Below are 24,723 nucleotides of genomic sequence, written 5' to 3'. Positions count from 1 at the left end.
CTGGCGTTCTATTTTAATGTACATCATTATTCAATCACTTCAATATAAAAACTAACAGGACGAAAGCCATCGTTACAGGAAATCATTGCCGAGTGCGGATTCTTCATCCAACCATCATAGAAGTTACCGCCCCCATTGGCTAATTCCGTAACAAAATAACTCATTGAACTCCATGCACTTTTACACAGTTCTTCCGGTTTCTGCCCATCGACTGAAATAAAGGTTGTACCTTCTTTAATATCACAAGTGTGTTCAATAGGATTTTCGTACATAGCCGACAAATCACTATGCTGCACCTTTCTTATAACTGTTATTCTAATCTTTTTCATTTTCAATATTTATCACGTACGATATTATACAAGGGTACTCATTTATGGCGATTCGCAGGGCTACTTTAAATGTATTGTCTATTACGGCAACCAATCCAAGCTGTCTGTTAGCGGATTGTTTTTTCTCCATTGTTCCAGTTCTTCGTAATTGCGGACTCCACCCACAAAAACAGCATGATAGATTTCTATACCGGGAATCTGTACACCGTCCGGCACATCGAATTTAATTTGAAGGATGGTTTGCTTGATTTCCGGGGTAAGTCGGTCCGTAATGGCAGCAGTTACTTTTTCAATCACACCATCATATTTTGAGCCTTTGCGAATATGAATCATGTCGAACTTCCATGTATTCCTGTCCTCGTCTTCGTAGAGGGCATGCCATTCGATACACTCTTCTTCTGTCTGAATCAGATTTTTATATTGGACTTCCTTTAAAGAAAGTCGTTCGGCAAGTTCCTGCATCACTGAAAAGCTGGCTGTAATATCCAATGTCTCGGTATAGATATGTAGGTCTATATCCCTACTCTTTGCCAGCAAACCGGATTTAAGCGAGCCTACCAGATGAACGGTTGCCCCAATACGTTCCCATGCCGAAACAATGCCGGTATGTTCCAGTATCTTCCAAGCGGTTTGCTGATTATGTAGGGCAAGTTCAAGAATATCCATATCGTTCATTTTGAGCGTGCAAAGATACAAAACTTATGGATATATAGCTATAAATAGCCATTTCCTGCCCCAATAGATTGCAGTAATTTTGCGCACCGTTTTGAATCTATTTTCATCCTTTAGCAATAAATTACTACGATGTTCAATCAAACAGAGAAGCAGGAAAGAAGCTATTTACAGCAAATAATCGCCCGGTTGAAACAGATAATCAGCCATACCGATGTGTCAGTGAAAGACCATGTAGATACATTGGCGGAGTACAAAGACTACCTTTGGAGCAATAAAGATATTGATCCGCATGAGATACGCTCGATGCGTGAAAGCATCCTGAATCATTTTGCCATAGGCGAAAGTGTAATTGACAAGCGCCGACGGCTTGCTAAAATAGTGGATATTCCCTACTTCGGGCGAATCGACTTTCAAGAGAAGAGCGAAAACCGTCCGATAATCCCTGTTTATATCGGCATTCATACCTTTCACGATACTGAAAGCCGGACAACCGTGATTTATGATTGGCGAGCACCTATTTCAAGTATGTTCTACGATCACGAACTGGGTGAAGCATCTTATCAATCCCCATCGGGAGAGATAAAAGGGGATATTTCGTTGAAACGCCAATATCGAATCCGGGCTGGAAAGATGGAATTTATGATTGAAAGTACGCTGACCGTCCACGATGATATTCTGCAAAAGGAACTGAGTGCTAATGCAGATGATAAAATGAAGAACATTGTTGCCACCATCCAGCGGGAGCAGAACCGGATTATCCGTAATGAAGAAGCCCGAACGCTCATCATTCAGGGTGTAGCGGGTTCGGGTAAAACTTCTATTGCCCTGCACCGCATCGCCTATTTACTGTATGCTTTTCAGGGTAGTGTCTCTTCAAAAGACATCTTGATTATTTCTCCGAACAAGGTGTTTGCCGATTACATATCTAACGTCCTGCCCGAACTGGGCGAAGAAACCGTACCGGAATCCAGCATGGAACAGATACTTTCCGAAGTACTGAATCACAAATACAAATACCTTAGCTTTTTTGAGCAAGTGAATGAATTGCTGACAAAACCAACACCGGATTTTATCGAGCGAATCGAATATAAATCATCTTTCGACTTCATCGCCAGTCTGGATCGCTTTATTCTGCACATCGAAAATCACTACTTTAGAGCAGAAGATGTGAAACTATCCAAGCATATCACCGTTCCGGCTGAATTTATCGAAGAGCAATTCCACCGTTTCAACCGCTACCCCATGCGACAGCGGTTTGAGGCAATGACGGATTATATTCTCGATATGATGAAAGTACAGAATGCTTTCACAGTGACGACTGCTGAACGGAATTTCCTAAAAAAAGAGATCAAGGGAATGTTTGCCGGAAACAATGACCTTCAAGTCTATAAAGCTTTCTTCGCATGGATGGGTAAGCCGGAACTCTTTAAAATGCGGAAGAACCGCACGCTTGAATATACCGACATAGCACCAATGGCGTATCTGCATATCGCTTTGGAAGGTAATACAAAGAATTGTGTCAAACATTTGCTGGTAGATGAAATGCAAGATTATTCTCCAATCCAGTACAAGGTAATGCAAAAGCTATTCCCTTGCCGGAAAACGGTGTTGGGCGATGCCAGCCAGTCGGTCAATCCTTACGGCTCGTCTACTGCGGATGTGATTCAGAAAGCTCTTGTCACAGGCGAAGTGATGAAGCTATGCAAAAGTTACCGTTCTACTTACGAGATCACTGCTTTCGCACAGAAAATACGGACAAATACCGATCTTGAACCAGTCGCACGGCATGGGGAGAAACCGCAAGTATTACAATTTAATAATGAGAAAGGAGAACTATCTGCTATTAAAGAATTAATTGCCATTTATCAGGCATCCGCCTATAAATCACTGGGGATTGTCTGCAAAACTGAATTGCAAGCCCGTGAGTTGGCAGATAAATTACAAATTCCCGATATTCATTTCCTATCGAGCCAAAGTTCAGCTTTTGTACAGGGTATCATTATCACCTCTGCCCACATGGCAAAGGGTTTGGAATTCGATGAGGTGATTATCCCACAGGCAGACGATAGAAATTATCATTCAGGAATAGACCAGAGTATGTTATATGTGGCGGTAACGAGGGCGATGCACCGTTTAACGCTGACATATAGCGAAACAAAACACACGCCATTCATCTAAATTTTCGGCTTACTCTATTGTCATGCGGAGATTAACCTCTATATTTACCACCATGCGCACAGCAGATTAACGAAGTAAAGATGAAAGAAAGCAAAATTCTATATCCATCACCTGTACTTTCCCAATACATTAAATACTATTGGGTGCTAAAGACCGATGAAGTAGAGCCAATAATGGTACAGACTATTCCATCGGGGTGCGTGCATCTTGTTTTTCATCGGGGTGAGAATCTGAATATCCAATCCAAAGGTTTGCAACCAAAGAATTTTATCCGGGGACAGTTCTCAACTTATGGGAGTTTGATTTCAGAGGGTAATATTGATATGATTGCCGTTATATTTCATCCTCTGGGGCTAAATCCATTTGTGCGGTGTTCTATGAGTGAGCTTTACAACCATTATATAAATGTAGAAGATCTGGAAGATATTGAACTGAATTACCTGAAACGAAATATTTCTGCCGAACCAGCCGTTGATACCTGCATCCGGTTGATTGAACGCTTTTTCATGCAACGGTTGGTTGATGCAGATTGTAATTACCAAAGAACGCAGCATGCTATCTGCCAAATAATCAATCAACCGCAAATTGATGTGAATACCCTTGCGGAAAGTACTTGTTTGGGATATAGGCAATTCAAGCGAGTATTTACCAACTATGCAGGAATGAGCCCTAAAGAGTATTATCGGGTAGTTCGTTTTCAGCGGACACTGTATCTATTACAGAATAATCCGGGGATGGAGTTCGTAGACTTGGCTTATTCGTGTGGCTTTTACGACCCTTCGCACTTGGTGAAAGACTTTAAAGAGTTTACAGGTTGTTCGCCTACTCAATATCTATCTTCGCATTCTCCGTATTCTACATTCTTTTCCGAAGATTGTAGGCTGAATGTTATTAAATCGCATAATCGTGCATAGTCATTTGTGATAAAGTCAGTTTTTTACAAGTGGATGATAGGCAAAGAACTTACTTTTGCAGAAGTATTTAAAATTAGAATGTTATGCAAGAAAATAGTTTTATTCACATAACCACTGGCATTGCACAGGTTATTGAAACAGAAGAGAAATTGTTAAGTAGTTTGCCCGTAGAGGTTATCACACAAAGGCGAAATACGCAGAATCGCACCATCAAGCAGATTCTCGGTCACTTGATTGATTCGGCATCCAATAATCACCAACGCATGGTTCGGTTGCAATATAGCAAAAACCTGCTTTTCTTTCCTGATTATACACAGGATAATGACTTGTGGATAGCTTTGCAAGATTATCAGAATGCAGACTGGGCTAACTTAATCCAGTTATGGAAGTGTTACAATTTGCACATCATCCAAGTAATTAACTCGGTAGATAAGAACAGGCTGGATAGTTACTGGTGCGACTTTACAGGAGTAAAGGTAACACTACAAGAAATGATAGAGGGATATTTGGGACATTTGCACTTGCATATAAAAGAAATCCATGAATTGATAGATTGAATTTATTAATTTTTCATACATTTGCGCCATATCAACTCACAAATAGTATTCACTTCTTATGAAACTCTGTATATAGCTACGCTCCTGCGAATAGCCCCATTCAAGAAAGCTATTCAGCTATTTGACAAATAACGATTTATTTGCCACAGAGGTTTTATATCCTTTTATTTATGAATTTACGAGCTGGCAGACTATATGATGCAGTCTGCTCGTGTCGTGCTATTTTGCAGTTGAGCAATGAATTATACATATAAACAAATCTGGCTTATCAACTTTCCGGTAATGATGAGCATCTTAATGGAGCAGTTAATCAATATAACGGATGCTGTCTTTTTAGGTCACGTAGGCGAGGTGGAGTTGGGAGCATCCGCTATTGCCGGAATTTATTATCTGGCAGTCTATATGTTGGGCTTTGGGTTCAGCATCGGATTGCAAGTGATGATTGCCCGGAGAAACGGGGAGCAGAATTATAAAGCAACGGGAAAGACATTCTATCAAGGACTATTCTTTTTATCGGGATTATCCGTCTTGCTTTGCCTATTGATTCATGCAGTTTCTCCTTATCTATTGAAACGATTAATTTCCTCACCGGAGATTTATCAGGCGGTAGTCCGCTATTTGGATTGGCGCAGCTTCGGGCTGCTGTTCTCATTTCCTTTTCTGGCTATCCGGTCTTTCTTCGTTGGAATAACGCACACAAAAGCGTTATCATGGTCTGCTGTTACTGCGGTGGCGATTAATATCCCGCTGAACTACTTCTTAATATTCACACTGGGATTAGGCATTTCGGGAGCAGCCATCGCTTCATCTTTAGCGGAAATGGGTTCTTTGATTGTGCTTTGTATCTACACAGGAGCGAAGATAGACAAAGAAAAATACGGATTGAAGCCCGTGTATGATGGACGGTTACTTATCAAAGTCCTGAATCTGTCTGTGTGGAGTATGCTCCATGCTTTTATCAGCGTAGCCCCTTGGTTTCTATTTTTCGTGGCAATCGAGCATTTAGGGAAAACAGAGTTAGCTATTTCCAATATCACCCGAAGCGTATCGGCTCTCTTTTTCGTAATCGCCAATTCCTTTGCTGTCACTACGGGTTCATTAGTGAGTAATGTTATTGGAGCAGGAGCGAGAAACGAGCTTTTCCCGATTTGTCACAAGATCCTGAAATTAGGCTATACTGTTGGCTTCCCATTGGTAGTAGTTGCATTACTCTGTAACCGTTGGATTGTCAGTTTCTACACCGATAATGAACTATTGATAGAATTAGCATTTGCTCCTTTCGTGGTGATGCTATTGAATTACACGTTTGCACTACCCGGCTATGTATATCTCAATGCGGTCGGGGGAACGGGAAAAACCAAAATCACCTTTCTGTTCCAAGTGACAACCACCTGTGTCTATTTAATGTATCTCTACTGGTTGAGCTTCTGTATAGAAGCATCTTTAGCCCTCTACTTGACGGCAGAATATCTGTTTGTGATTCTGCTGGCACTGCAATCTATTATTTATCTGAAAAGTAAACACTATTAAAAACGAATCAAGTTATGATGACAAAAATATATCCACGCACCGGAGATAACCAAACAGTCTATCTGAATGCCGTAATTAAAGATCCTCAAATTGAGGTAGGCGATTATACCATTTACAATGATTTTGTAGCTAATCCCTTGCTGTTTGAGAAGAACAATGTGCTTTATCATTATCCCATCCATCGGGAGAAGTTAATCATTGGCAAGTTCTGTTCTATTGCCTGTGGCACGAAGTTTCTGTTTAATTGTGCGAATCATACATTGAAATCTCTGTCTACCTATACCTTCCCTTTATTCTATGAAGAATGGGAATTGGAGAAGTCGAATATTACTACTGCATGGGACAATAAAGGCGATATTGTAATCGGCAATGATGTATGGATCGGCTACGAAGCTGTGATTATGGCAGGTGTTCATATCGGTGACGGAGCAATTATTGCCGCACGTGCAGTAGTGACCAAAGATGTTCCACCTTATACCATTGTGGGCGGTACTCCTGCCAAAGAAATACGAAAACGCTTTGACGCAGAGGTTATTCAACAATTACTCATGCTGAAATGGTGGGATTGGTCTACTGATGAAATACGTCAGTGTTTGCCATATATTGCAGAGGGAAAATTGAATGAATTACTAGCCATAATGAAAGAATAAAATATGAACTATATAAAGAAATCATTAACAAGGATTGATGCAGGTCGCAGTTCTTCTGCATAGCTACATTTCGCTATTTTAGAACTCATGCCAGTGAATTATATTTGTAAGAAGCAGGAATTTGAGGTTCAACATTTCTAAAATTGCGACCAATAAGGCTGAATACCCCTTGAATCATTCTGATTAGCAGAGGAACTACAAACAAAACAAGAAATCATTCAGCATACAAAGCAAATGCTTTGATATATATAATTTATTCACAATTAAATTTTATGCCTATGAATGATTTATTGAGAACGAGGTTTTTCATCTTACTGGCTGATACCTCACAAGAAGTTATTAACACAGAAATGCAAGATGCTTATGAAGATTTTGTGAAGCAAATAGTAACAATTAGCAATTCGGAAGATTATACTCATATCTTCCGGATGCTTAATCTCACCCGTATTGAGATAGCCCCTTTAAAGGGGTTGTATCAGGATGGGCAGGGGGAAAAATGCGCCTAAAAATCTATACATTCACAAAGCATTATCCTTAATTGATGCAGAATTAGAGTTACTCAATCTGAAGATTACCCATCCCGAACAGTTTAATTCACCTGTGTCTACAGAGTTCAAATCAGACCTATATGTACTCCCAAAGTCTAAAGAATTGGGGATTATAGGTATTGCTGAAATTGTACTAGCTCTGTTTCTACTGGGAAAAATCGTTGGGGAAAATGGAAAGCCAGTCCCAAAAATTCAGTTGGCTCGTGGCTTTGAGCAGCTTTTCAATCTGAAATTTGGTAGTATCTACGATAAGATCGGTGAAGTGTTTACTCGTAAACCATACAATCTTACTAAAACATTGGATGCTTTGCGAAATGCTATTGCCAGAGAAGACCGTAAACGCAAAAACAAATAAAGATTAGAAAAGATGATTCTGCAAATTGTTTATTTATAGTAGTTTATAAACCATTTTTCGGGGAGTAGGTAACTACTCCTCTTTTTCTGCGACCTTGTTTTGCAGAACTTTGCTTCATCAATCGATTGAAAACAATAATGTTGAACTTAAAATTGAAGCAAAATGTATATAGACAATGAAAACTTCGAGAAGTGGATGGAGAAGCTATCCAAGAAACTCACCGAAATCGGACAAGACTTGAAATCCCTTATCAACACAGATACTGTATTCGATGAAAACGAAAAGCTATTAGATAATCAAGACTTAGCCTTTCTGTTGAAAGCATCTTTCAGAACCCTACAACGCTATCGGGCAAAAGGTGTACTTCCCTACTTTACCATCGGACGAAAAACGTATTATAAAGCCAGAGACATCCGGGCTTTCGTCCGTGAATATGCCGATTCTCAAACCTACAAGCAGTTTGAAAAAGCCAATCAGTTAGCGAATCAGCCCTGATAGCAAAAAGTAGCAGAGGAAAGAAGCATATGTTTGAGCTATTCCTCTGTGCCACCACCCCGATTTAGCACAAACTGCTTCATCTATCGGTTCAGCCCGTTTCGCTAAATCGAGCAAGAGGGAACTGGACAAGTCCTGTTCTTCCCTCTTGCCCTGCGGGGCAAAGCCTTCGGCTTTAGCGTGTTACAAGAACACGCTGTAATGACACCTGTAACAAGCATTTTCTTTGTAATGCTTGTTATCAGGTATTTATCTATTCATATTTCTATAAAAAAGTAATTATCATGCCAAATAACAGTCGAAAAACTATATTCACCACCATTTCCGTAGACAAGGAAGCGGCAGCTTTGGTAGAGAAAATATGCAAACGCTATTCACTGAAAAAGAGCGAAGTTGTGAAACTGGCTTTTGGTTATATTGACAAAGCTCATATTAACCCATCGGAAGCACCGGAATCCGTAAAATCAGAACTGGCGAAAATAAATAAGAGACAGGATGATATTATACGGTTCATCCGTCACTATGAAGAAGAACAACTGAATCCGATGATACGGGTAACAAATTCTATTGCTATCCGATTTGATAGTATCGCTAAAACATTGGAATCCGCTATACTTTCACAGATACAAGCCAATGATGAAAAACGGGTAACGGTACTTAAAACTATAAGCGAGCAATTTGGCAAGCACGCCGATGTAATCAACCACCAAGGTAAACAGATTAATTCGCTGTATCAAATTCATCAACGAGATTATAAGAAATTGTTTCAACTATTACAACTCTATGCAGAACTTTCCGCATGTGGTGTGATGGATAGCAAGAGAAAAGAGATATTGAAGACCGAAATAACTAACCTTATCAATAACATAGAGTCATGCACATAGATTTTGCTCCACCATCTAAAGGAACATACAATAATGCTGGAAGCAGCCGACAGTTAGCTAATTATTTGGAGCATGAAGATTTAGAACGGATGGAAAAGGGTATCTATGCCGAAGGTTTTTTCAATCTAACAGAGAATGACATTTATAAGTCAAAGGTGATAAAGGATATAGATACAAATATCGGGCAACTCCTAAAAACAGATGCTAAGTTTTACGCTATCCACGTCAGCCCATCGGAAAAAGAACTCCGAGCGATGGGTAATACAGAACTGGAACAAGCCGAAGCAATGAAACGCTATATCCGTGAGGTATTTATTCCTGAATATGCCAAAAACTTTAATAAAGGACTATCCGCTTCGGATATAAAGTTTTATGGGAAGATTCATTTTGACCGTAGTCGTTCCGACAATGAGCTGAATATGCACTGCCATTTGATTGTGAGCCGGAAAGACCAAACTAATAAGAAGAAGCTGTCACCTCTTACTAATCATAAGGGTACTAAAGCTGGGGTGATCAAAGGTGGTTTTGATCGCGTGAACCTATTAAAAAATGCAGAACGCGGTTTTGACAAGTTGTTCGGTTACAATCGCCAATTATCAGAATCCTTTGAGTATGCCAATACCATGAAGAACGGTTTTATCTCCGAACAGTTTAAACTACAAGAGCAGGATATTCAATCCCTTGAACAAAAAATAGAAATCAATCAAGAAAACATGTTTTCTATCAATTTTGAAAATAAAAAAGACTACAGTCTATCTTTCAATGTAGATAACCAAATTGATAGAAAAAGAGAGAGGCAGATTACTAACCATCAACTCAATAGTCAGAAAAACAATCTTTTTACACCATCATCAATAGACTTTTTATCAAATTCTAATATTCCTGAAGAACAAATTCCTAAGCCTAAAAAGAAAAAGAAGAAAAGACGTCAACTGTGATTCTTCATTCTGCTTTTTACAATATTTAAATTATGAAAGGCACTATGTGAAACTCATATTTCCTGCAACAAGATCATGGTTTATGAACCTTTTCACATAAAGACGTTCTTATTTCCTTAGAGATATAAGAAATATCAAAAGATAGACTACTTTTTAAAGTTACAAGCTAGGAATAGAAAGATATTTTTAGGAGATATTCAAGAAAGAGCGGGTTTAAAAGGCTCAAGTCACTATTTATTTATATATTTGCATATTAAAAAGTTAAATGCTACTTTTAGCATAATTTACTAACAAAGATATATGTCAAAGAAAATCAATTATATAATTTCAGAACTTAAAGACCAATATTTGATAAATGATAATTTACGACCTTGGATAATTGGGTTTAGTGGAGGAAAAGACTCTACTGCTCTTTTGCAACTTGTTTGGCTAGCTATTTCTGAAGTTCCTTTAGAAGAGCGCAAAAGAGAAGTACATGTTGTTTGCAATGACACACTGGTCGAGAATCCTGTTATACAAGCATATGTATATGAGGTTCTAAAAAAGATTAAGGAAGCAGCTGTATCAATGAATATGCCTATTAGAGTAGAAACTACTATCCCTCGTTTAGAAGACACATTTTGGGTTAATGTGATTGGAAGAGGATATCCAGTTCCTAATAACGCATTTCGTTGGTGTACTGACAAGATGAAAATTAAACCTACATCTCGTTTTTTGACAGATCAAGTTGCAGAAAATGGAGAAGCAATTATCCTAATTGGAACTCGAAGTTCAGAAAGTACCACAAGAGCCAAGTCTATAAGAAAACATGAAATAAGGGGTAAAAGACTTACTAAACACCCACATAACCCCAATACTTATGTTTATTCTCCAATCAAAGATTTACTGTTAGAAGAAGTTTGGTATATCATCAATGCGATGACATCTCCTTGGGGAGCAAATAATTCAGAATTATTCCAGATATATATGGATGCAAGTGCCGATGACTACGAATGTCCAACCATTGTCACTGACAAAAGTCATCGTTCTTGTGGGCAAAGTCGTTTTGGATGTTGGACTTGTACTGTTGTAAAGGAAGATAAATCGCTAACATCATTAGTAAATAAAGGACTAACATGGTTAGAGCCTCTTTTGAGATTACGTGAAAGTATGGTAGAAGAACGTAATAAATCCCAAAACCGTCTTCCCATACGTCGCAACATGAAGAATGCAGTAAATGAAGATGGAGATAATCTAGGTACCTACGATCCGGAATATCGAATTAAATTATTAGAGCAAGTGCTGAGTTCTCAACGTGCTATTCAGAAAGAAAATTTAAATATTGAGCTAATAACAAACCAAGAGTTAGTTGCAATTCAGGTTATTTGGCATCGAGATGCAGCATATTATAATTTAAAGTTTTCAAAGACTGTATCAAGTATTTACAATAAGATTTATGATAAAGAAATGGAAATGGAAAGACATGCTGAAAAAATACAAAGAGAAATTGATTTACTTAAATCAGTTTGCGAAGACGAGCCATCGGATTATGAATTAATCAACGAATTATTAACATTACAGCGAAATAAGGCGTTATTGAATCGTAAAAGAGGTCTTAAAGATGATATAGAACGAGTTATAGAAAAATACTTAAACCGCCCGGCATAATGTATATAAAAGAAATTGAACTAAATAATTTTAGGATATACAAGGGAAAAAATGTTATTTCTTTGTTACCTTCTGATGACAAAAATGTAATAGTCATTAGTGGGAAAAATGGATTTGGTAAAACAACATTCCTAATGTCTCTTGTTTGGTGTCTATATGGCAAACAAATGGAGAAAGTTGATGATTTATATGAAAAGGAAATTAGAGATAAAGGGAATTATACAAAGTACATTTCTGAAAGTTTAAATAGAAAAGCAAGAGAAGAAGGCGATAAAGAATTCTCCGTATCTGTCACATTTTGCGATGTTAAAATTCCAGATATAACTTGTTCTGAAATCACAATTAAGCGAACATACAATGTTATAACTTCCGCTTCCGACAAGGTAGAAGTCCTTATAGACGGCTATCAAAACGAATTAATAGATGATTTATCAAAGAACAATCAGCAAGGAGAAGAAATATTTATTCGTGATTTTATCTTGCCTATTGAGATTGCTAAATTCTTCTTTTTTGATGCGGAAAAGATTGTTTCATTAGCAGAGGTAAACTCAACACAACAACGACAACAATTAAGTAAAGCATATTCCGAAGTATTAGGAATACAAAAATATGAAGACCTCAAAGCAAGTCTTGAAGAAAAACAAGATGATTATCGTCGTCGGTCTGCCAAACCAGAAGAGAAAAAAGAATTAAATCAGCTTCAAACAGATATAACAAACACTCAGATAACAATGAGTGATATCAACTCTCAAATAGATGATATTAAAGAGAAGCGTAACACTCTAGAGAAAGAAGCAGAAGAAATCCAACGAAAGCTGATTCGTGAAGGTGATAAGATGTCTCTTGAAGAATTAAATGAGCTAAAAGAAGTACAAGTTAGACTTAGCCAAGAAATCATTATTAAACAAGATAGCCTAAAAGAGTTATTTGATATTATACCATTTGCTTTAGCAGGCGAAACAATGGCTAATGTTTTAGAACAGCTTAATAATGAGAAAATACTTTCTGAACAAAAGTATAAACAGGAAGATGTATCAGAAAAAATAAATCGTATTCAAGCAGATCTTGAAAATGCTAAATCAAAATCCGATTTGTGTTTTGATCCGAACACAGTGAAAATTAAAAATTTCTACGAAGAACAAATAAAGGTATTAATAAAAAAATATTTTTATTCAGATATTGTAGAGCTACCTAAGTCATTCAGTGTACTTCATGATTTCTCAGGGAATCAAGCCAATGAATTCTCTCAGCTTGTAAATACTATAAAACATAGCTTTAAAGATAAATTTGCACAGTTGAATACTGAATATTTATATATAAAAAATCAACTTGATTCAATCAATAGAAAATTAAGAGACGCAGAAAATAACGCAGAAGATGAATATATATCTAGCCTGAGAGAAAAAAAAGATAATATAATTAACAATATTATCAGATATGACAATGAAATTGAAGCTCTAAATCGAAAAATCGGGGAACAATCTAATGAATTGAAAGCATATAGACAAAGACAAGAAATTTTGCGTAGAAAAATAGATGAATCTTCTGTTTATTCACAAAAAGAAAGAAAAACAAAACAGCTAATAATGAGGCTTCAAAATTTCATTGTTCAATTCAAAGATGAAAAGAAAAAGTCTTTAGAAGCCAAAATGCTTCAGTCTCTAAGTATCTTGATGCATAAGAAAAACTTTATTCAGCGTGTTGATGTTGATATTAATGCAACAGGAGATGATATTGACATTGTTCTTTATAGTAAAAGTGATAAAATTATAGATAAAAGTTCTTTGTCAATGGGAGAACGTCAAATGTATGCATCTGCCCTATTGAGTTCTCTTGTAGATGAATCAGAAATTGAATTTCCTGTTTTCATAGATAGCCCCATGCAAAAATTCGACGAACAGCACGCTGAAAATATCATAAGATATTTTTACCCCAATGTATCAAAACAGGTTGTTATATTCCCGCTAATAAATAAGGAATTAACAGAAAAAGAATATTCAATTCTCTTGCCTAAGATCTGTCGTGCATATTTAATTGACAATATATCAACTGATAGTTCAGAATTTGTAGAAGCTCCATCGGATAAATTCATCGAAAAATACAATCAAAAATATAATGCAGATTAATATTAAGACTTCCGAGCAGAACCAAATAGTTGTTAAAAGTTTAACAACAAAATTACCATATGGAACAAAAGAAAATGTAATTGCCCGTATTGCTTTGGGATATTCTTTGCAAACAGGAAAAAAGTTTCAAACAACTGATTTCAATTTATATGATTCAAAAGGAAAAGAATATAAAGACCATACTCTTTTTGATGAAAAATATCGTGATTTCTATATAGCTTTAATATGCCAACATTATGGTATATACAAGACTGATGATGTGAATATTCCTAAATATATAAAACTACATATTGATCATGGCTTAGAATCATTAGATAAAATATTTCAAGAGAGTTATAACTATACTTTCTTTGATTTTCTTATTGAATATATTGAAAAAGGGACATTACCGCTAAATGGTTTAAATGTCGTATTAGGAAGTGTACCTAATAATCAGCAACATATTGAAAAATCATATTTTTCCGAACTCATAAAACTGGAAATTGGAACTATTATTGAATCCAAAGAACCAATCCATATCGGATTTAATGATTCAAAAATATACAACAACAACCATATAGCCGTAGCTGGTAATTCTGGAACAGGTAAAACACAATTTGCCTTAGAGCTTGTGACTCAAATTCATGAAAAATCAAATGGTCATGTCAATTTCATATACCTAGACTTTAAAGGTCTAAAAAATGATGACATAAAAAACATGACTCCTTTTTTTAATAGAACAAAAACCGAATTCATCAATGTGCCAGATACGCGTTTTCCCATAAATCCTCTTACATTCATTGATAACGTAAATGAATCTAATAAAAATATGGGAATTGATAAGTTCGTAGATATTGTTTGTAAATATTCAAATTTAGGGGTAAAACAGAAAGGATTGTTAAGAGAAGCTACTCAAAATGCTTTTATTAATCAAAAAGGAGGGGCATATCCAACTTTAAATCAAATCAATGAAATATTATTAGAACTTATTGGAGACAAAAGAGATACCCTGACTGAAATCATGGGAGAATTAAGTCGCTATCCAATATTTTTAGATGATCCCAAAAATTCATCTAATTTTTTATCTAAAAATCTCTATTTGTCTTTGTCTGGAGACTTGTCGAATTCTCTCCGATTTACATCTTTATTCCTTATCATAAATTACATATACAATACATTTATGAATATGGAAAATACTCCAGTTGAAAATGGAGTTAGAGCGATGCGATACATTATTTTAATTGATGAAGCACATGTGTTATTTAAAGAAAAAAAGTACCAAGAGATTTTGGAGAAAATATTAAGAGAGATACGTTCTAAAGGTGTTTCTATTGTATTATTATCACAAGGAATTGAAGAATATAACCAATCTGATTTTGATTTTTCTTCAATGTGCGAAATGGCATTTTTACTCGATATTAAGGATAAAAACACAAAGATTATCGAAAAATTCCTTGGATTATCAAGTAAATATTCGTGTGCGATTTCGAAGAGTATGGAAAAAATAGAAAAAGGACAGGCTATTACAAATGCAAAAGAGTTCAAGCCTGCTGAAAGATTTAAAGTAAAACAGTACTGGGAAAGAGATAAAAACAATAAATATGAGTAAAGATAATATTATAGAAGGTAATCCTACGAAAACATTTTTTATTCAGATGATTACTAGGGATATTACAATAAATGATGCTATAATTGATCTTTTAGACAATTCAATAGATGGAGCTAGTAAATTGAAGGAAAATAATGATTTCTCTGATTTATATATTGATATTACAATAAATAGAAATGAATTTATTGTAAAAGATAATTGTGGCGGATTTCCATTAGATATAGCTCAGAAATACGCCTTTAGGTTTGGTAGACCTGATGATGCGCCTGAAACAACAGGATCTGTGGGTAGATTTGGCATTGGTATGAAAAGAGCCTTATTCAAAATTGGAAAAAATTTTATTGTTGAGTCTAAATCAGAGAACAGTCATTTCAGCATTACGGTAAATGTCGATGAATGGAAAAATAAGACCAAGAAAATAGTCTTAAACAACAACATACAACAGACAGTTGAAGACTGGAACTTTGAATATGAAATGGTTACAGAAAATGCAAATCTAACAGAAAATGGTACGTATATTAGAGTATGCAATTTAACAAATGATATATCTGATCTATTTTGTAATAGTGTTTTCTTAAATGATTTAAAAAATGACATAGAAAGACTTCTCAATTTCAGCCTACAGAAAAAAATAAAAATCACTCTAAACAAACAAGAATTATCTTGTAAAGGAATCGATTTGTTTTATAGTGAAGAAGGTACAAAACCATATTACAATTCAGGAAATAAATTGGGTGTTGATTATAAAATTATTGCGGGGCTAGGCAAAGTTGGTGATCCATCTATTGCTGGATGGTATATTTATTGTAATGATAGATTGGTTTTAGAAGCAGATAGAACAGAAATAACAGGCTGGGGAACTCCATCAATACCTAAGTTTCATCTCGACTATGTAATGTTTAGAGGTATTGTTTTTTTAGACTCTGAAGATACCATAAAACTTCCCTTAACTACTACTAAAAAAGGGATTGACGCAACTTCTGAAATATACAAAGCAATACTTCCATTTATGAAAGAAGCAATGCAAAATGTAATTCCATTTTTGAAAACTGTTACAAAACTTGGGGATGAAGCAAATGATTATAGAAAACTTTTGGAAGAACAGATGGAGAAAAAATGTGTTGTAGAGATGAAAAGTATACAATTCACTCATTCAATCAGGAATTTTATAGAGCCAAATCTCAATATGGATATAATCGCTCAAAAAAAGGAAACAATAAGAATTGCATATGATGTTAATAAAAAAATAGCTAACAAAGCAAAGAATTATTCAGAGTCTAAATCATATAAGGAATTAGGAGAAATTACTTTTGATTATTATGTTCAAATGGAGGAGTTAGGTGATGAATAGTCCTAAAAAAATAAATTATGAAACACGCCCTTTCAAATTTACCGAGAGGAAAATGCTTCTTTCCACATTTATTAGATTAAGTAATAAGTATGAATCTCCATATCAATATATTGGTTTTGGTGGATTAACCTTTACTGACTTTAAACTATTTCACAAAGAGTTGCATATAGAGAAAATGCATAGCATTGAAGGTGGTGACTTTTCTACGGAAAGATTATCCTTCAATAAACCATACTCTTTTATTAAAATTCATAAAGATTTATCTACCAATGCATTGTTGAAAATGGATTTGTCTAAAAAGTCAATTATTTGGCTTGATTATGACGATGACTTAGATAATTGCATGTTTGATGATTTATCTCTTTTAATAAATAAATTGCCTATTGGTAGCATCTATTTAATGACATGTAATAAACAGTTAAAATCAGAAAAAACAGGAGAAATTTATAAGGTAGATGAATTCAACGAAAAATTCGGTTCAAAAGTTCCTTTTGGTATAAAGTCTAAAGACTTTTCGGCAGAAGAAAGCCATAAAACTATTAGGAAAATGCTTCTTACTCATATTGACAATATCATAATTGATCGAAACCGAAATGATGAAAATTTAAAATTCCAACAGCTATACAATATTATTTATCAAGAAAACAGAGGGGCTAAAATGTTTACATTTGGTGGGATAATAACAGAGAAAGACACTGAATTTGAGAGTTTAAATCTTAATGACTTTTCATTTTTAAGAATCAATGATAATGTTTATAAAATTGAGATACCTAATATAACTTTTAGAGAGGAGATTTTTATTAATCAACACCTTGGTGATGAAGAAAAAATTGAAGAATTAAAAAGTAAAAATATCATAGAAAGAAAAGATATAGAAAAGTATGTTGCAATATATAAATTTTTACCAAACTTTTTTGATGTCAGAATTTGAGCAGTAATACAAATTATTATGGACGCATTATTAGATAAAATATCATTAAGAGAGACTTTTAAATCATTTTTGCCTGCTTTTTATTTAATTCTATTTATTATCCCGTTAATAAAACAAATAAATTTATGTGAATTCGCTTGGGATAAATCACTGGATATATATAGTATTTCTTTATTGGTAATTTTTACAGCTTCATTTGGAATTCTAATAAGTTCGATTGATATGCCAAAGCAATTTTATTTATTCAAAAAGATATTGCCTACGACAACTTTAATAGATGAACTGCAGTATATAAATAAATCTAATATATATAACAGCTACTTTGACTTTTACAATAATGATATATCTTCTGAAAATAAGAGTATAACTGAAAAGTATACTAATTATTATCATTACTGTTTCAATATGGTAATAATTTCCTTACTTTTGCTAGTACTATATCTTTGGAAGGATAATAATTCATTTTTTCAAAGTTATGCATTTCCTATCTCAATAATTCTGATTATTTCTATAATTGGAGTATTCGCACTACTTTATGGAAAAGGAAAAATCAAAAATAGATTTGATAGATTGCTTGAAATGTACAAAGAATCTAATTACTATAATCAGTTAAGAAGAGAATAAAGTTGCAACTGCGATTTAATGGTCAATAACGCTATATAATACTTGGTCGAATTTCAAATTATTGCTATCTTTGCCCTCAGTATTCTCCATGAGCAAACTACCGCAAAAGCACGTAGCAAATCAGTGGGCTATATCATGGGATATGCTTGAAGCTAAAAATATAAAGTTTTAAATATCAGCGTGGTAACTCTGCAAGGAGAATCCCGAGCGGATCACAGAAACGCTGGACAGAAATGAACAGTAAATGTACAACTCCTACAATATCAAGGTATTGTAGGAGTTTTTCTTTGTATAATGTCTATGACCTAAGACACGAAAAGGTCACAAAAAGACACAATTTCGTGACCAATTCGTGACCTGTCCACCCTCTAAGATTTTAGGTCACGGAATGTCTTAAATTGGCGGTTTGTTGTCTTGATTTGTCCGTACTGCAAATATCTCATTTTCAGTTTATCAATTTAAGTTTGTAACTAAAAAAAAGAGATTATGAGAAGTACTTTTAAGCTACTCTATTTCGTCAAACGAAATGCAGTAAAGAAAAATGGTAACGCACCGATTATCGCACGTATCACTATCGACCAAGTTGTAGCCCAGTTTAACACCAAGTTGGAAATAAATCCGGCTCACTGGAGCGTGGAATTAGGCAAGGCTTCCGGCAGAACCGCAGAAGCCGTACACATCAATTCCATGCTGGAAAGTATTCGTAGCACAGTTCATCAACATTACCATGCGTTAATGGCGCAAGACGGATATGTAACCGCAGAACTGGTAAAGAACGCTTTTTTAGGCAAGATAGCAAGGGAACGGACTTTGATAGAGTTCTTCAAACAGCACAACGAACAGTATTTGCAAAAGGTTAAAATGAATACCGCAGACAAAACCTACTCACGTTATGAACTGACAAAGAAACGACTTATGGAGTTTATGAAGTTTAAATACTCCGTTTCCGATATGCTCATTAAAGATATAAATGTGGTATTCATTGAAGATTTCCTGTTGTATATCAAGAATAACTATGGGTGCAGCCATAATACGGCTATGAAGTTCGTACAACGTTTTCGCACGGTAGTAAACTTTGCCAAGAATACGGGTTTAGTGACTGCCGACCCTTTCGGGAGTTATCGGGTAAGGTTTGAACGTACCGATAGGGATTATCTGACTATGGAAGAAATTACCACCATTTACAACCACGAGTTTAGCTCTAAACGGTTGGAGCAGGTACGTGATTTGTTCATTTTCAGTTGTTACACGGCACTTTCCTACATTGATGTATGCGAGTTAAGGCAGGAGGACATTCGTACCGGATTTGACGGTAATTTGTGGATTATACGGAAAAGACACAAAACAAATGTTACATCTACCGTCCGATTGCTGGATATACCAAAAGCCATATTGGAAAAGTACAAAGACAAATTGCCAAACGGTAAGATTTTACCAGTTATCAGCAATCAAAAAATGAATGATTACTTAAAAGAAATCGCAGCCATTTGCGGAATTGAAAAGACCTTGACCTATCATGTAGCGCGCCATTCGTGCGCCACTTCGGTGCTGCTCGCCAATGGTGTACCTATTGAGACAGTATCTAAAATTTTAGGTCATACTAATATCCGGACTACTCAAATTTATGCGAGGATTACCGATTTGAAAGTAAGTGGCGACATGGAAATGTTGGCTCAAAAACTGGACGTTCCAAATCGTACTGCCAGCCGTTAAAATCGTGTTATCGTCAGATAACAGCAAGGTGTGATTTGTGGCACACAAATCTGTTTTCCGTGCCGCAAAACACCTTGGGCAAATTCACTCCGAAGTCGTGTTGCCAATGAAAGAAAGACATTCCCTAACTAAAAATTTTTTCGCTCGTCGGGACGGGTGGTCCCGCCCCTTGCCGCTGGGCGTTCCCCGACCGATGAGTTTATTTCTGTAATTCTACAATCTTGTTTTATTGAAATATTGATAGCTTGATTGATTGAAAGCAAGATTTCAATATGGCAGGATTGAATGAAAACAATAAACCATTCAATATTGATTGAAATACTGAATGGTTTATTTATTGCCAAGAATATAATTACTTGCGAAAAGAAAATAAAATAAAACTCGCATCATGTATCGTTTTCATCCATTCTTCGGAGCAGACTTTTTTGCAATGTTTCCAAATACCGAGTTCTATTTATCTTACGGCTTCGCATTTCCAAATAAGAATGATATAAATCACCAATATCTATACTGAACACATTTTCAAAATATCCTGCAATCTCTTTTAAAGTAGCCGTTCCTTTATTAAAATCCCCATTCGCTTCTAAAGCATAAATCAGTTCTACCAACGCCCTTTTAGAGCCAGTCCAACGCAAAATAGTTTCTACAACCTGTCCGTTATCCGCTTTGCGCTGTACAATACGCTCCAATTCTTGCAATCTGTTAGTCAAATAGATTTTCAACAGTTCGTTAGTAATAATTTTAGCCACTTTAAAATCATATCCGGTTGAATATAGAGGGTCTTTATCAATATGGGAACTGTCTGTACATATTCGTAAATCGTTTTGGTTTCGGGTAAAATAGTATCTATCCAAATAAGTAGATTTAGAACGGTAATACTGGTAAAAGTCCAAATTCCTACTGAAATAGAATGTTAAACTATTTAGTTCATTGTACAGATATTCTTTTTGCGCAACATCACTACCTGTTGGGAATTTGCTTTCTATAACATAAATTTTGTTGTAGTACATATATTTACTTAATACTTCCGGCTTTAGTTCTTTAAAGAAATAGATTTCTTCCGCCTCGTCCCTAAACTGATAATTTACTGTATACTTCCTAAGTTCATCACACAAAGGTCTAATAAAACGCATCATGTGTAACGCCCTATCAATCCCTATACATTCGTCAGAATTAGAAATATTTATTTCGGTCTGTATCTGAAAGAGTAATTTACTAACGTAGCTTTTAATTGCTGCATATTCCATACTCACAACATATTGCGGCTATAACACAATGTTATAAAGATAACCTAACATAATAATAAATAAGGTTATCAATCCAAAAAATATCCCTATCAGCCGCCAAGTCATTACTTTTTTCAACAGCGTAGCTTCGGGCAATGACAGCCCAACAACTGCCATCATAAAAGCAAGCGCAGTCCCTATGGGGATACCCTTAGCTACAAAAACTTCAATTACCGGTACTATTCCGGCAGCATTGGCATACATTGGAACAGCCAACACTACTGATAAAGGAACTGCAAACCAATTATCCTTAGACATATACTGCTCAAAAAATCCTTCCGGCACATAGCCGTGCATAAATGCACCGATACCGATTCCGATAAGGATATACAGAAGTACACCTTTGACAATGCCCCATGCTTCTTGCATGATAATCGGCAATCGTCTAAAGAACGGAGTATGCTCTTTTTCCCATGTTCCGGAGTCGGAAGTTGAGTTTTGCTGAATTTGTTTTACCCAATCACTCAAATAAGGTTCTAATTTCATCTTGCCCAAAATAAATCCACCTACCATACCTAACAGAATACCGCTAATCACATAAATAGAAGTAATACGCAACCCAAAAGTACCGATAAACATGGCAACAGCAACCTCATTTACCAAAGGCGAGGTTATCAAATAGGCGAATGTTACCCCTAAAGGAATCCCCCCTTTCACAAATCCGATAAACAGCGGTATGGAAGAACAGGAACAGAACGGGGTAATGGCACCAAACAGGGCGGCAAAGAAATATTGTAATCCATATAATTTACGAGAAGTCAAATAATTGCGTAAACGTTCTATCGGGAAATAGGCATTTATAATGCCCATTATCACACTGATAAAAAATAATAATATCAAAATCTTTATCGTATCGTAAAAGAAGAAGTTTATAGCTTCTCCTAAAGCTGTTGAAGCATCCAAACCGAAGATGTCATACACCAGCCAATCTGCAAATCTTTGTATCATAATCCTATTATTGTTTGTGATAATACGAACATATTACCTAAAAAATTAGCGGTTACAAGCACATTTAGGCAGTTCTTGTTTTCTTATCTCTGTAATGTAAAACTTGGCAAATTCATTTTTGATTTCATTACGCACTCTTTCAAATTCGCTTCTGATGAAGTCCGTTGTCCCTATTGCTTCCGAGGGGTCATCAAAACCAATATGCAACCGTTTCCCTACATTGCCCTCAAAAGCCGGACACGTTTCGTTAGCACTACCGCATACTGTTATCACATAATCCCATGTATCACTTAAATAAGCAGTTACATTGGTAGGAATATGCTTACTTATATCAATGCCAACTTCTGACATTATCTTAACAACCAAAGGATTAACTTTCTCTGCCGGATGCGTACCAGCGGAATACACTTGTATATTCTTATCAAACGATTGCAGGAAACCATGCGCCATTTGGCTGCGACAGCTATTTCCTGTACATAAAATTAAAATTTTCATATTATACCCAAATTTATCAATCCATAATAAATGCCAACCAAAATAAACAGTATAGCTACCATGTTATTAAACCACTTCTGAAAAGTCTGCACACGGTTATAAAACTTTCCTATCCCTGCTACACTGTATGCCAAAATCCAAGCGACAAGCATAACTGGAAGCCCTGTTGCCAATGCAAAAATGACAGGTAGCAAATACCCCTCACTTTCCATAGCTGACATGGGAATAAGCATGCCAAAATAAAATAGCCCACTGGTCGGACAAAACGCCATGGCAAACAATATCCCCAGCAACAAACTGCCCCATGAACCTTTTAGTTTTTCTGTCTTTTCAGTAGCGGAAAATCCGAACTTAGGTAATTGCAATTTATCTCCGAATAGCATAAACAGCCCTATCAATATCAAAGCAGGAGCAAGCAGCAGTTCCCCCCATTCGCTGATACCTTTTTGTATGGCAAACATATCTGCACCCTTTCGGAGTATTGCGATAAGTATTGCGCCTAATGCAGAATAAGCCAATACACGCCCTAAAGTATATAGAACACCATTTGTAAATATCCGGTTACGGTTATTTATATCCTTACTGATAAATCCAATAGCGGTAATGTTGGTAGCCAATGGGCAAGGACTTACAGCAGTCAACAGACCGAGCAGAAAAGCGGTAATAATAGGTATCTCACTATTATCCAACCATGTTTGCAAGTATTCCATAAAACTGTATTTATTTTAGCAACTGATTGATTTTCTGTTTTAATTCTTTCTTGAAAGCTGATGTGTTGTTTCGGGCATTCTGAAAACCAAAGCGTGTCATGTCGTTACGTTCTTCTTTACCGTCCTTCCATTTATTAACATAAAGAGAAGACCAACTTACACGATATTTCTCTGCCAGCTTCTCGCCTTCGGGAGTTGAAATATCTACTTCTTTGAAACGTAGTTTACCATTTTTAACCAACTCTGCCAAATCTGCATTGACCACTTCTTTCGTATATTTCTCAATGGCTTTGCAAGTTACACAACGTTGTTTCCCATGAAAATAAAGAACTTCCACATAGGTATCTGCGGCAATCTGAGCCATTCCACAAATAGAAAACAAACAAGCAATGGTAAGGAATAAAAAGCGTTTCATCATAATCTGATTTACTTGGTTAATACATCTTTTACTTCTTTGGCAGAAAGTTTGCCCTTTGCCACAACCTTACCGTCAACAACGAGGGCAGGAAGTGCCATTACATTGTATTCCATAATCTTCATCAAATCTTCTTCTTTGGTTATTACCGCTTCCAAAGCTAATTCTTTTACTACTTGTTCAACCGTTGCATACAGAGCCTTGCAACCTGCACAGCCTGTTCCTAATACTTTAATTTCCATAATTTATAAATTTATTATATTAAACGTAATTCGCAAAACAACGAACATTAATATTAAAAAAAGGGGATTATCAGCAACACTCCCCCGATTTACAGATACATTGCCCGAAAAACTCCTTAAAGAGTTCACGAGCCAATTGCCAATTCTCTCGGTTGATACAGTATTTCACTTTAGGCGTTTCAACCTCTCCTTGTATAAGTCCTGCATCTTTCAACTCTTTCAAGTGCTGTGATACGGTTGCTTTGGCAATGGGAAGTTCTTCGTGAATATCCCCAAAATAACACGTTTTCTGCTTTGCCAAAAAGTGCATAATAGCAATTCGGGCAGGATGTCCCAATGCTTTGGCAAATCTTGCCAACTGTTCCTGCGTAACAGTATAATCTTTCTTTTTTTCCATATCTCGAATATCGTTCGCAAATATACGAACAATATTCGAGATAGCAAATTTCTTCATATTTTTTTCAGTGCAAGGTGCAAGTGCGTATATATATATACGCTTGCACCTTGCACTTGAACTATATATATTCATAATCAACCACTTGCATAATTCAAAAATAATGCGTACATTTGAACCCAAGATGTTGGCAGACAGAC

The 24,723-nt window shown here is 35.8% G+C and carries 26 protein-coding genes; 17 read left to right on the top strand and 9 right to left on the bottom strand.

Translation table 11 applies throughout. The features are described 5' to 3' along the window. Window positions 1-26: 26 nt before the first annotated feature. Complete coding sequence (locus tag HMPREF1535_RS11295; RefSeq protein ID WP_046146170.1) at window positions 27-329, bottom strand: TIGR04076 family protein; 303 nt, start codon at window positions 327-329, stop codon at window positions 27-29. A gap of 81 nt (window positions 330-410) precedes the next feature. Next, complete coding sequence (locus tag HMPREF1535_RS11290; protein ID WP_046146169.1) at window positions 411-995, bottom strand: hypothetical protein; 585 nt, start codon at window positions 993-995, stop codon at window positions 411-413. Window positions 996-1,133: 138 nt separating this feature from the next. On the opposite strand from HMPREF1535_RS11290, the gene HMPREF1535_RS11285 reads away from it, so the two are divergent. From HMPREF1535_RS11285 to HMPREF1535_RS11205, 17 genes are all read left to right on the top strand, one after another. Next, window positions 1,134-3,182 (top strand): HelD family protein, encoded by a 2,049-nt coding sequence (locus HMPREF1535_RS11285; protein WP_046146168.1) that lies wholly within the window; start codon window positions 1,134-1,136, stop codon window positions 3,180-3,182. Window positions 3,183-3,262: 80 nt separating this feature from the next. Beyond that, window positions 3,263-4,096, top strand: coding sequence for an AraC family transcriptional regulator (locus HMPREF1535_RS11280; RefSeq protein ID WP_046146167.1), 834 nt, complete (start codon window positions 3,263-3,265; stop codon window positions 4,094-4,096). Between the two features lie 83 nt (window positions 4,097-4,179). Further along, entirely contained in the window at window positions 4,180-4,653 is a 474-nt protein-coding gene (locus HMPREF1535_RS11275; RefSeq protein ID WP_046146166.1) for a DinB family protein, read from the top strand. A gap of 237 nt (window positions 4,654-4,890) precedes the next feature. Then, the gene (locus HMPREF1535_RS11270; protein ID WP_046146165.1) at window positions 4,891-6,183 is read left to right on the top strand and encodes an MATE family efflux transporter; all 1,293 of its coding nucleotides are present in this window, start codon (window positions 4,891-4,893) and stop codon (window positions 6,181-6,183) included. Window positions 6,184-6,197: 14 nt separating this feature from the next. Beyond that, a complete protein-coding gene (locus HMPREF1535_RS11265) occupies window positions 6,198-6,833 on the top strand; it encodes a CatB-related O-acetyltransferase (RefSeq protein ID WP_046146164.1) in 636 nt (211 codons plus the stop codon). Window positions 6,834-7,105: 272 nt separating this feature from the next. Then, window positions 7,106-7,339 carry a hypothetical protein gene (locus HMPREF1535_RS11260; RefSeq protein WP_017141558.1) on the top strand — a complete coding sequence of 78 codons (234 nt, stop codon included), beginning with the start codon at window positions 7,106-7,108 and terminating at the stop codon, window positions 7,337-7,339. Then, window positions 7,314-7,736 carry a hypothetical protein gene (locus HMPREF1535_RS11255; protein ID WP_005800271.1) on the top strand — a complete coding sequence of 141 codons (423 nt, stop codon included), beginning with the start codon at window positions 7,314-7,316 and terminating at the stop codon, window positions 7,734-7,736. Before HMPREF1535_RS11260 ends, HMPREF1535_RS11255 begins: the two co-directional genes overlap by 26 nt. Before the next feature lie 162 nt (window positions 7,737-7,898). Then, window positions 7,899-8,231 (top strand): helix-turn-helix domain-containing protein, encoded by a 333-nt coding sequence (locus tag HMPREF1535_RS11250; RefSeq protein WP_046146163.1) that lies wholly within the window; start codon window positions 7,899-7,901, stop codon window positions 8,229-8,231. 284 nt (window positions 8,232-8,515) lie between these two features. After that, the gene (locus HMPREF1535_RS11245; RefSeq protein ID WP_008772051.1) at window positions 8,516-9,115 is read left to right on the top strand and encodes a BfmA/BtgA family mobilization protein; all 600 of its coding nucleotides are present in this window, start codon (window positions 8,516-8,518) and stop codon (window positions 9,113-9,115) included. Continuing rightward, window positions 9,106-10,053 (top strand): DUF5712 family protein, encoded by a 948-nt coding sequence (locus tag HMPREF1535_RS11240; protein ID WP_046146162.1) that lies wholly within the window; start codon window positions 9,106-9,108, stop codon window positions 10,051-10,053. Before HMPREF1535_RS11245 ends, HMPREF1535_RS11240 begins: the two co-directional genes overlap by 10 nt. A gap of 300 nt (window positions 10,054-10,353) precedes the next feature. Then, window positions 10,354-11,700, top strand: coding sequence for a DNA phosphorothioation system sulfurtransferase DndC (gene dndC / locus HMPREF1535_RS11235; RefSeq protein WP_046146161.1), 1,347 nt, complete (start codon window positions 10,354-10,356; stop codon window positions 11,698-11,700). After that, window positions 11,700-13,826, top strand: a complete 2,127-nt coding sequence (gene dndD / locus HMPREF1535_RS11230; protein ID WP_046146160.1) for a DNA sulfur modification protein DndD — start codon at window positions 11,700-11,702, stop codon at window positions 13,824-13,826. The genes dndC and dndD overlap by 1 nt, the downstream gene beginning before the upstream one ends. Continuing rightward, window positions 13,816-15,414: a DndE family protein gene (locus HMPREF1535_RS11225; protein WP_046146159.1), complete on the top strand. Its 1,599-nt coding sequence runs from the start codon at window positions 13,816-13,818 to the stop codon at window positions 15,412-15,414. The genes dndD and HMPREF1535_RS11225 overlap by 11 nt, the downstream gene beginning before the upstream one ends. Beyond that, on the top strand, window positions 15,407-16,765 hold the full coding sequence (locus HMPREF1535_RS11220) for an ATP-binding protein (RefSeq protein WP_046146158.1): 1,359 nt from the start codon (window positions 15,407-15,409) through the stop codon (window positions 16,763-16,765). The genes HMPREF1535_RS11225 and HMPREF1535_RS11220 overlap by 8 nt, the downstream gene beginning before the upstream one ends. Next, window positions 16,758-17,696: an O-methyltransferase gene (locus tag HMPREF1535_RS11215; RefSeq protein WP_046146157.1), complete on the top strand. Its 939-nt coding sequence runs from the start codon at window positions 16,758-16,760 to the stop codon at window positions 17,694-17,696. The genes HMPREF1535_RS11220 and HMPREF1535_RS11215 overlap by 8 nt, the downstream gene beginning before the upstream one ends. Window positions 17,697-17,714: 18 nt before the next feature. Continuing rightward, window positions 17,715-18,320: a hypothetical protein gene (locus tag HMPREF1535_RS11210; protein ID WP_032569750.1), complete on the top strand. Its 606-nt coding sequence runs from the start codon at window positions 17,715-17,717 to the stop codon at window positions 18,318-18,320. A 486-nt stretch (window positions 18,321-18,806) separates the two neighbouring features. Next, the gene (locus HMPREF1535_RS11205) at window positions 18,807-20,033 is read left to right on the top strand and encodes a site-specific integrase (protein WP_046146156.1); all 1,227 of its coding nucleotides are present in this window, start codon (window positions 18,807-18,809) and stop codon (window positions 20,031-20,033) included. A 386-nt stretch (window positions 20,034-20,419) separates the two neighbouring features. Here HMPREF1535_RS11205 and HMPREF1535_RS11200 read toward each other — a convergent pair whose 3' ends face one another. From HMPREF1535_RS11200 to HMPREF1535_RS11170, 7 genes are all read right to left on the bottom strand, one after another. Next, complete coding sequence (locus HMPREF1535_RS11200) at window positions 20,420-21,280, bottom strand: RteC domain-containing protein (RefSeq protein ID WP_051572934.1); 861 nt, start codon at window positions 21,278-21,280, stop codon at window positions 20,420-20,422. Window positions 21,281-21,298: 18 nt separating this feature from the next. Beyond that, entirely contained in the window at window positions 21,299-22,267 is a 969-nt protein-coding gene (locus tag HMPREF1535_RS11195) for a permease (protein ID WP_046146155.1), read from the bottom strand. 45 nt (window positions 22,268-22,312) lie between these two features. Further along, complete coding sequence (locus HMPREF1535_RS11190) at window positions 22,313-22,762, bottom strand: arsenate reductase ArsC (protein WP_046146154.1); 450 nt, start codon at window positions 22,760-22,762, stop codon at window positions 22,313-22,315. Further along, window positions 22,759-23,472: an aromatic aminobenezylarsenical efflux permease ArsG family transporter gene (locus HMPREF1535_RS11185; RefSeq protein WP_046146153.1), complete on the bottom strand. Its 714-nt coding sequence runs from the start codon at window positions 23,470-23,472 to the stop codon at window positions 22,759-22,761. Before HMPREF1535_RS11185 ends, HMPREF1535_RS11190 begins: the two co-directional genes overlap by 4 nt. 10 nt (window positions 23,473-23,482) lie before the next feature. Then, window positions 23,483-23,887: a nitrophenyl compound nitroreductase subunit ArsF family protein gene (locus HMPREF1535_RS11180; protein WP_046146520.1), complete on the bottom strand. Its 405-nt coding sequence runs from the start codon at window positions 23,885-23,887 to the stop codon at window positions 23,483-23,485. Window positions 23,888-23,898: 11 nt separating this feature from the next. Beyond that, window positions 23,899-24,129, bottom strand: a complete 231-nt coding sequence (locus HMPREF1535_RS11175; protein ID WP_046146152.1) for a thioredoxin family protein — start codon at window positions 24,127-24,129, stop codon at window positions 23,899-23,901. 70 nt (window positions 24,130-24,199) lie between these two features. Further along, complete coding sequence (locus tag HMPREF1535_RS11170; RefSeq protein ID WP_181990149.1) at window positions 24,200-24,583, bottom strand: ArsR/SmtB family transcription factor; 384 nt, start codon at window positions 24,581-24,583, stop codon at window positions 24,200-24,202. Window positions 24,584-24,723 lie beyond the last annotated feature (140 nt).

It is taken from the genome of Parabacteroides goldsteinii DSM 19448 = WAL 12034, assembly GCF_000969835.1.
Classification (GTDB): Bacteria; Bacteroidota; Bacteroidia; order Bacteroidales; family Tannerellaceae; genus Parabacteroides; species Parabacteroides goldsteinii.
Note: the sequence above shows the minus strand (reverse complement) of the source record. Positions and strands in the feature narration are given on the sequence as shown.

Excerpts from the sequence above, each read along its gene's own strand:
- HMPREF1535_RS11260 (WP_017141558.1), top strand. The coding sequence starts at position 7,106 with ATGCCTATGAATGATTTATTGAGAACGAGGTTTTTCATCTTACTGGCT.
- HMPREF1535_RS11180 (WP_046146520.1), bottom strand. The coding sequence starts at position 23,887 with ATGAAACGCTTTTTATTCCTTACCATTGCTTGTTTGTTTTCTATTTGT.
- HMPREF1535_RS11205 (WP_046146156.1), top strand. The coding sequence starts at position 18,807 with ATGAGAAGTACTTTTAAGCTACTCTATTTCGTCAAACGAAATGCAGTA.
- HMPREF1535_RS11200 (WP_051572934.1), bottom strand. The coding sequence starts at position 21,280 with ATGGAATATGCAGCAATTAAAAGCTACGTTAGTAAATTACTCTTTCAG.
- HMPREF1535_RS11270 (WP_046146165.1), top strand. The coding sequence starts at position 4,891 with ATGAATTATACATATAAACAAATCTGGCTTATCAACTTTCCGGTAATG.
- HMPREF1535_RS11220 (WP_046146158.1), top strand. The coding sequence starts at position 15,407 with ATGAGTAAAGATAATATTATAGAAGGTAATCCTACGAAAACATTTTTT.
- HMPREF1535_RS11245 (WP_008772051.1), top strand. The coding sequence starts at position 8,516 with ATGCCAAATAACAGTCGAAAAACTATATTCACCACCATTTCCGTAGAC.
- HMPREF1535_RS11295 (WP_046146170.1), bottom strand. The coding sequence starts at position 329 with ATGAAAAAGATTAGAATAACAGTTATAAGAAAGGTGCAGCATAGTGAT.
- HMPREF1535_RS11265 (WP_046146164.1), top strand. The coding sequence starts at position 6,198 with ATGATGACAAAAATATATCCACGCACCGGAGATAACCAAACAGTCTAT.
- HMPREF1535_RS11275 (WP_046146166.1), top strand. The coding sequence starts at position 4,180 with ATGCAAGAAAATAGTTTTATTCACATAACCACTGGCATTGCACAGGTT.
- HMPREF1535_RS11285 (WP_046146168.1), top strand. The coding sequence starts at position 1,134 with ATGTTCAATCAAACAGAGAAGCAGGAAAGAAGCTATTTACAGCAAATA.
- HMPREF1535_RS11175 (WP_046146152.1), bottom strand. The coding sequence starts at position 24,129 with ATGGAAATTAAAGTATTAGGAACAGGCTGTGCAGGTTGCAAGGCTCTG.
- HMPREF1535_RS11225 (WP_046146159.1), top strand. The coding sequence starts at position 13,816 with ATGCAGATTAATATTAAGACTTCCGAGCAGAACCAAATAGTTGTTAAA.
- HMPREF1535_RS11170 (WP_181990149.1), bottom strand. The coding sequence starts at position 24,583 with ATGAAGAAATTTGCTATCTCGAATATTGTTCGTATATTTGCGAACGAT.
- HMPREF1535_RS11185 (WP_046146153.1), bottom strand. The coding sequence starts at position 23,472 with ATGGAATACTTGCAAACATGGTTGGATAATAGTGAGATACCTATTATT.
- HMPREF1535_RS11290 (WP_046146169.1), bottom strand. The coding sequence starts at position 995 with ATGGATATTCTTGAACTTGCCCTACATAATCAGCAAACCGCTTGGAAG.
- HMPREF1535_RS11190 (WP_046146154.1), bottom strand. The coding sequence starts at position 22,762 with ATGAAAATTTTAATTTTATGTACAGGAAATAGCTGTCGCAGCCAAATG.
- dndC (WP_046146161.1), top strand. The coding sequence starts at position 10,354 with ATGTCAAAGAAAATCAATTATATAATTTCAGAACTTAAAGACCAATAT.
- HMPREF1535_RS11215 (WP_046146157.1), top strand. The coding sequence starts at position 16,758 with ATGAATAGTCCTAAAAAAATAAATTATGAAACACGCCCTTTCAAATTT.
- HMPREF1535_RS11195 (WP_046146155.1), bottom strand. The coding sequence starts at position 22,267 with ATGATACAAAGATTTGCAGATTGGCTGGTGTATGACATCTTCGGTTTG.
- HMPREF1535_RS11250 (WP_046146163.1), top strand. The coding sequence starts at position 7,899 with ATGTATATAGACAATGAAAACTTCGAGAAGTGGATGGAGAAGCTATCC.
- dndD (WP_046146160.1), top strand. The coding sequence starts at position 11,700 with ATGTATATAAAAGAAATTGAACTAAATAATTTTAGGATATACAAGGGA.
- HMPREF1535_RS11255 (WP_005800271.1), top strand. The coding sequence starts at position 7,314 with ATGGGCAGGGGGAAAAATGCGCCTAAAAATCTATACATTCACAAAGCA.
- HMPREF1535_RS11280 (WP_046146167.1), top strand. The coding sequence starts at position 3,263 with ATGAAAGAAAGCAAAATTCTATATCCATCACCTGTACTTTCCCAATAC.
- HMPREF1535_RS11240 (WP_046146162.1), top strand. The coding sequence starts at position 9,106 with ATGCACATAGATTTTGCTCCACCATCTAAAGGAACATACAATAATGCT.
- HMPREF1535_RS11210 (WP_032569750.1), top strand. The coding sequence starts at position 17,715 with ATGGACGCATTATTAGATAAAATATCATTAAGAGAGACTTTTAAATCA.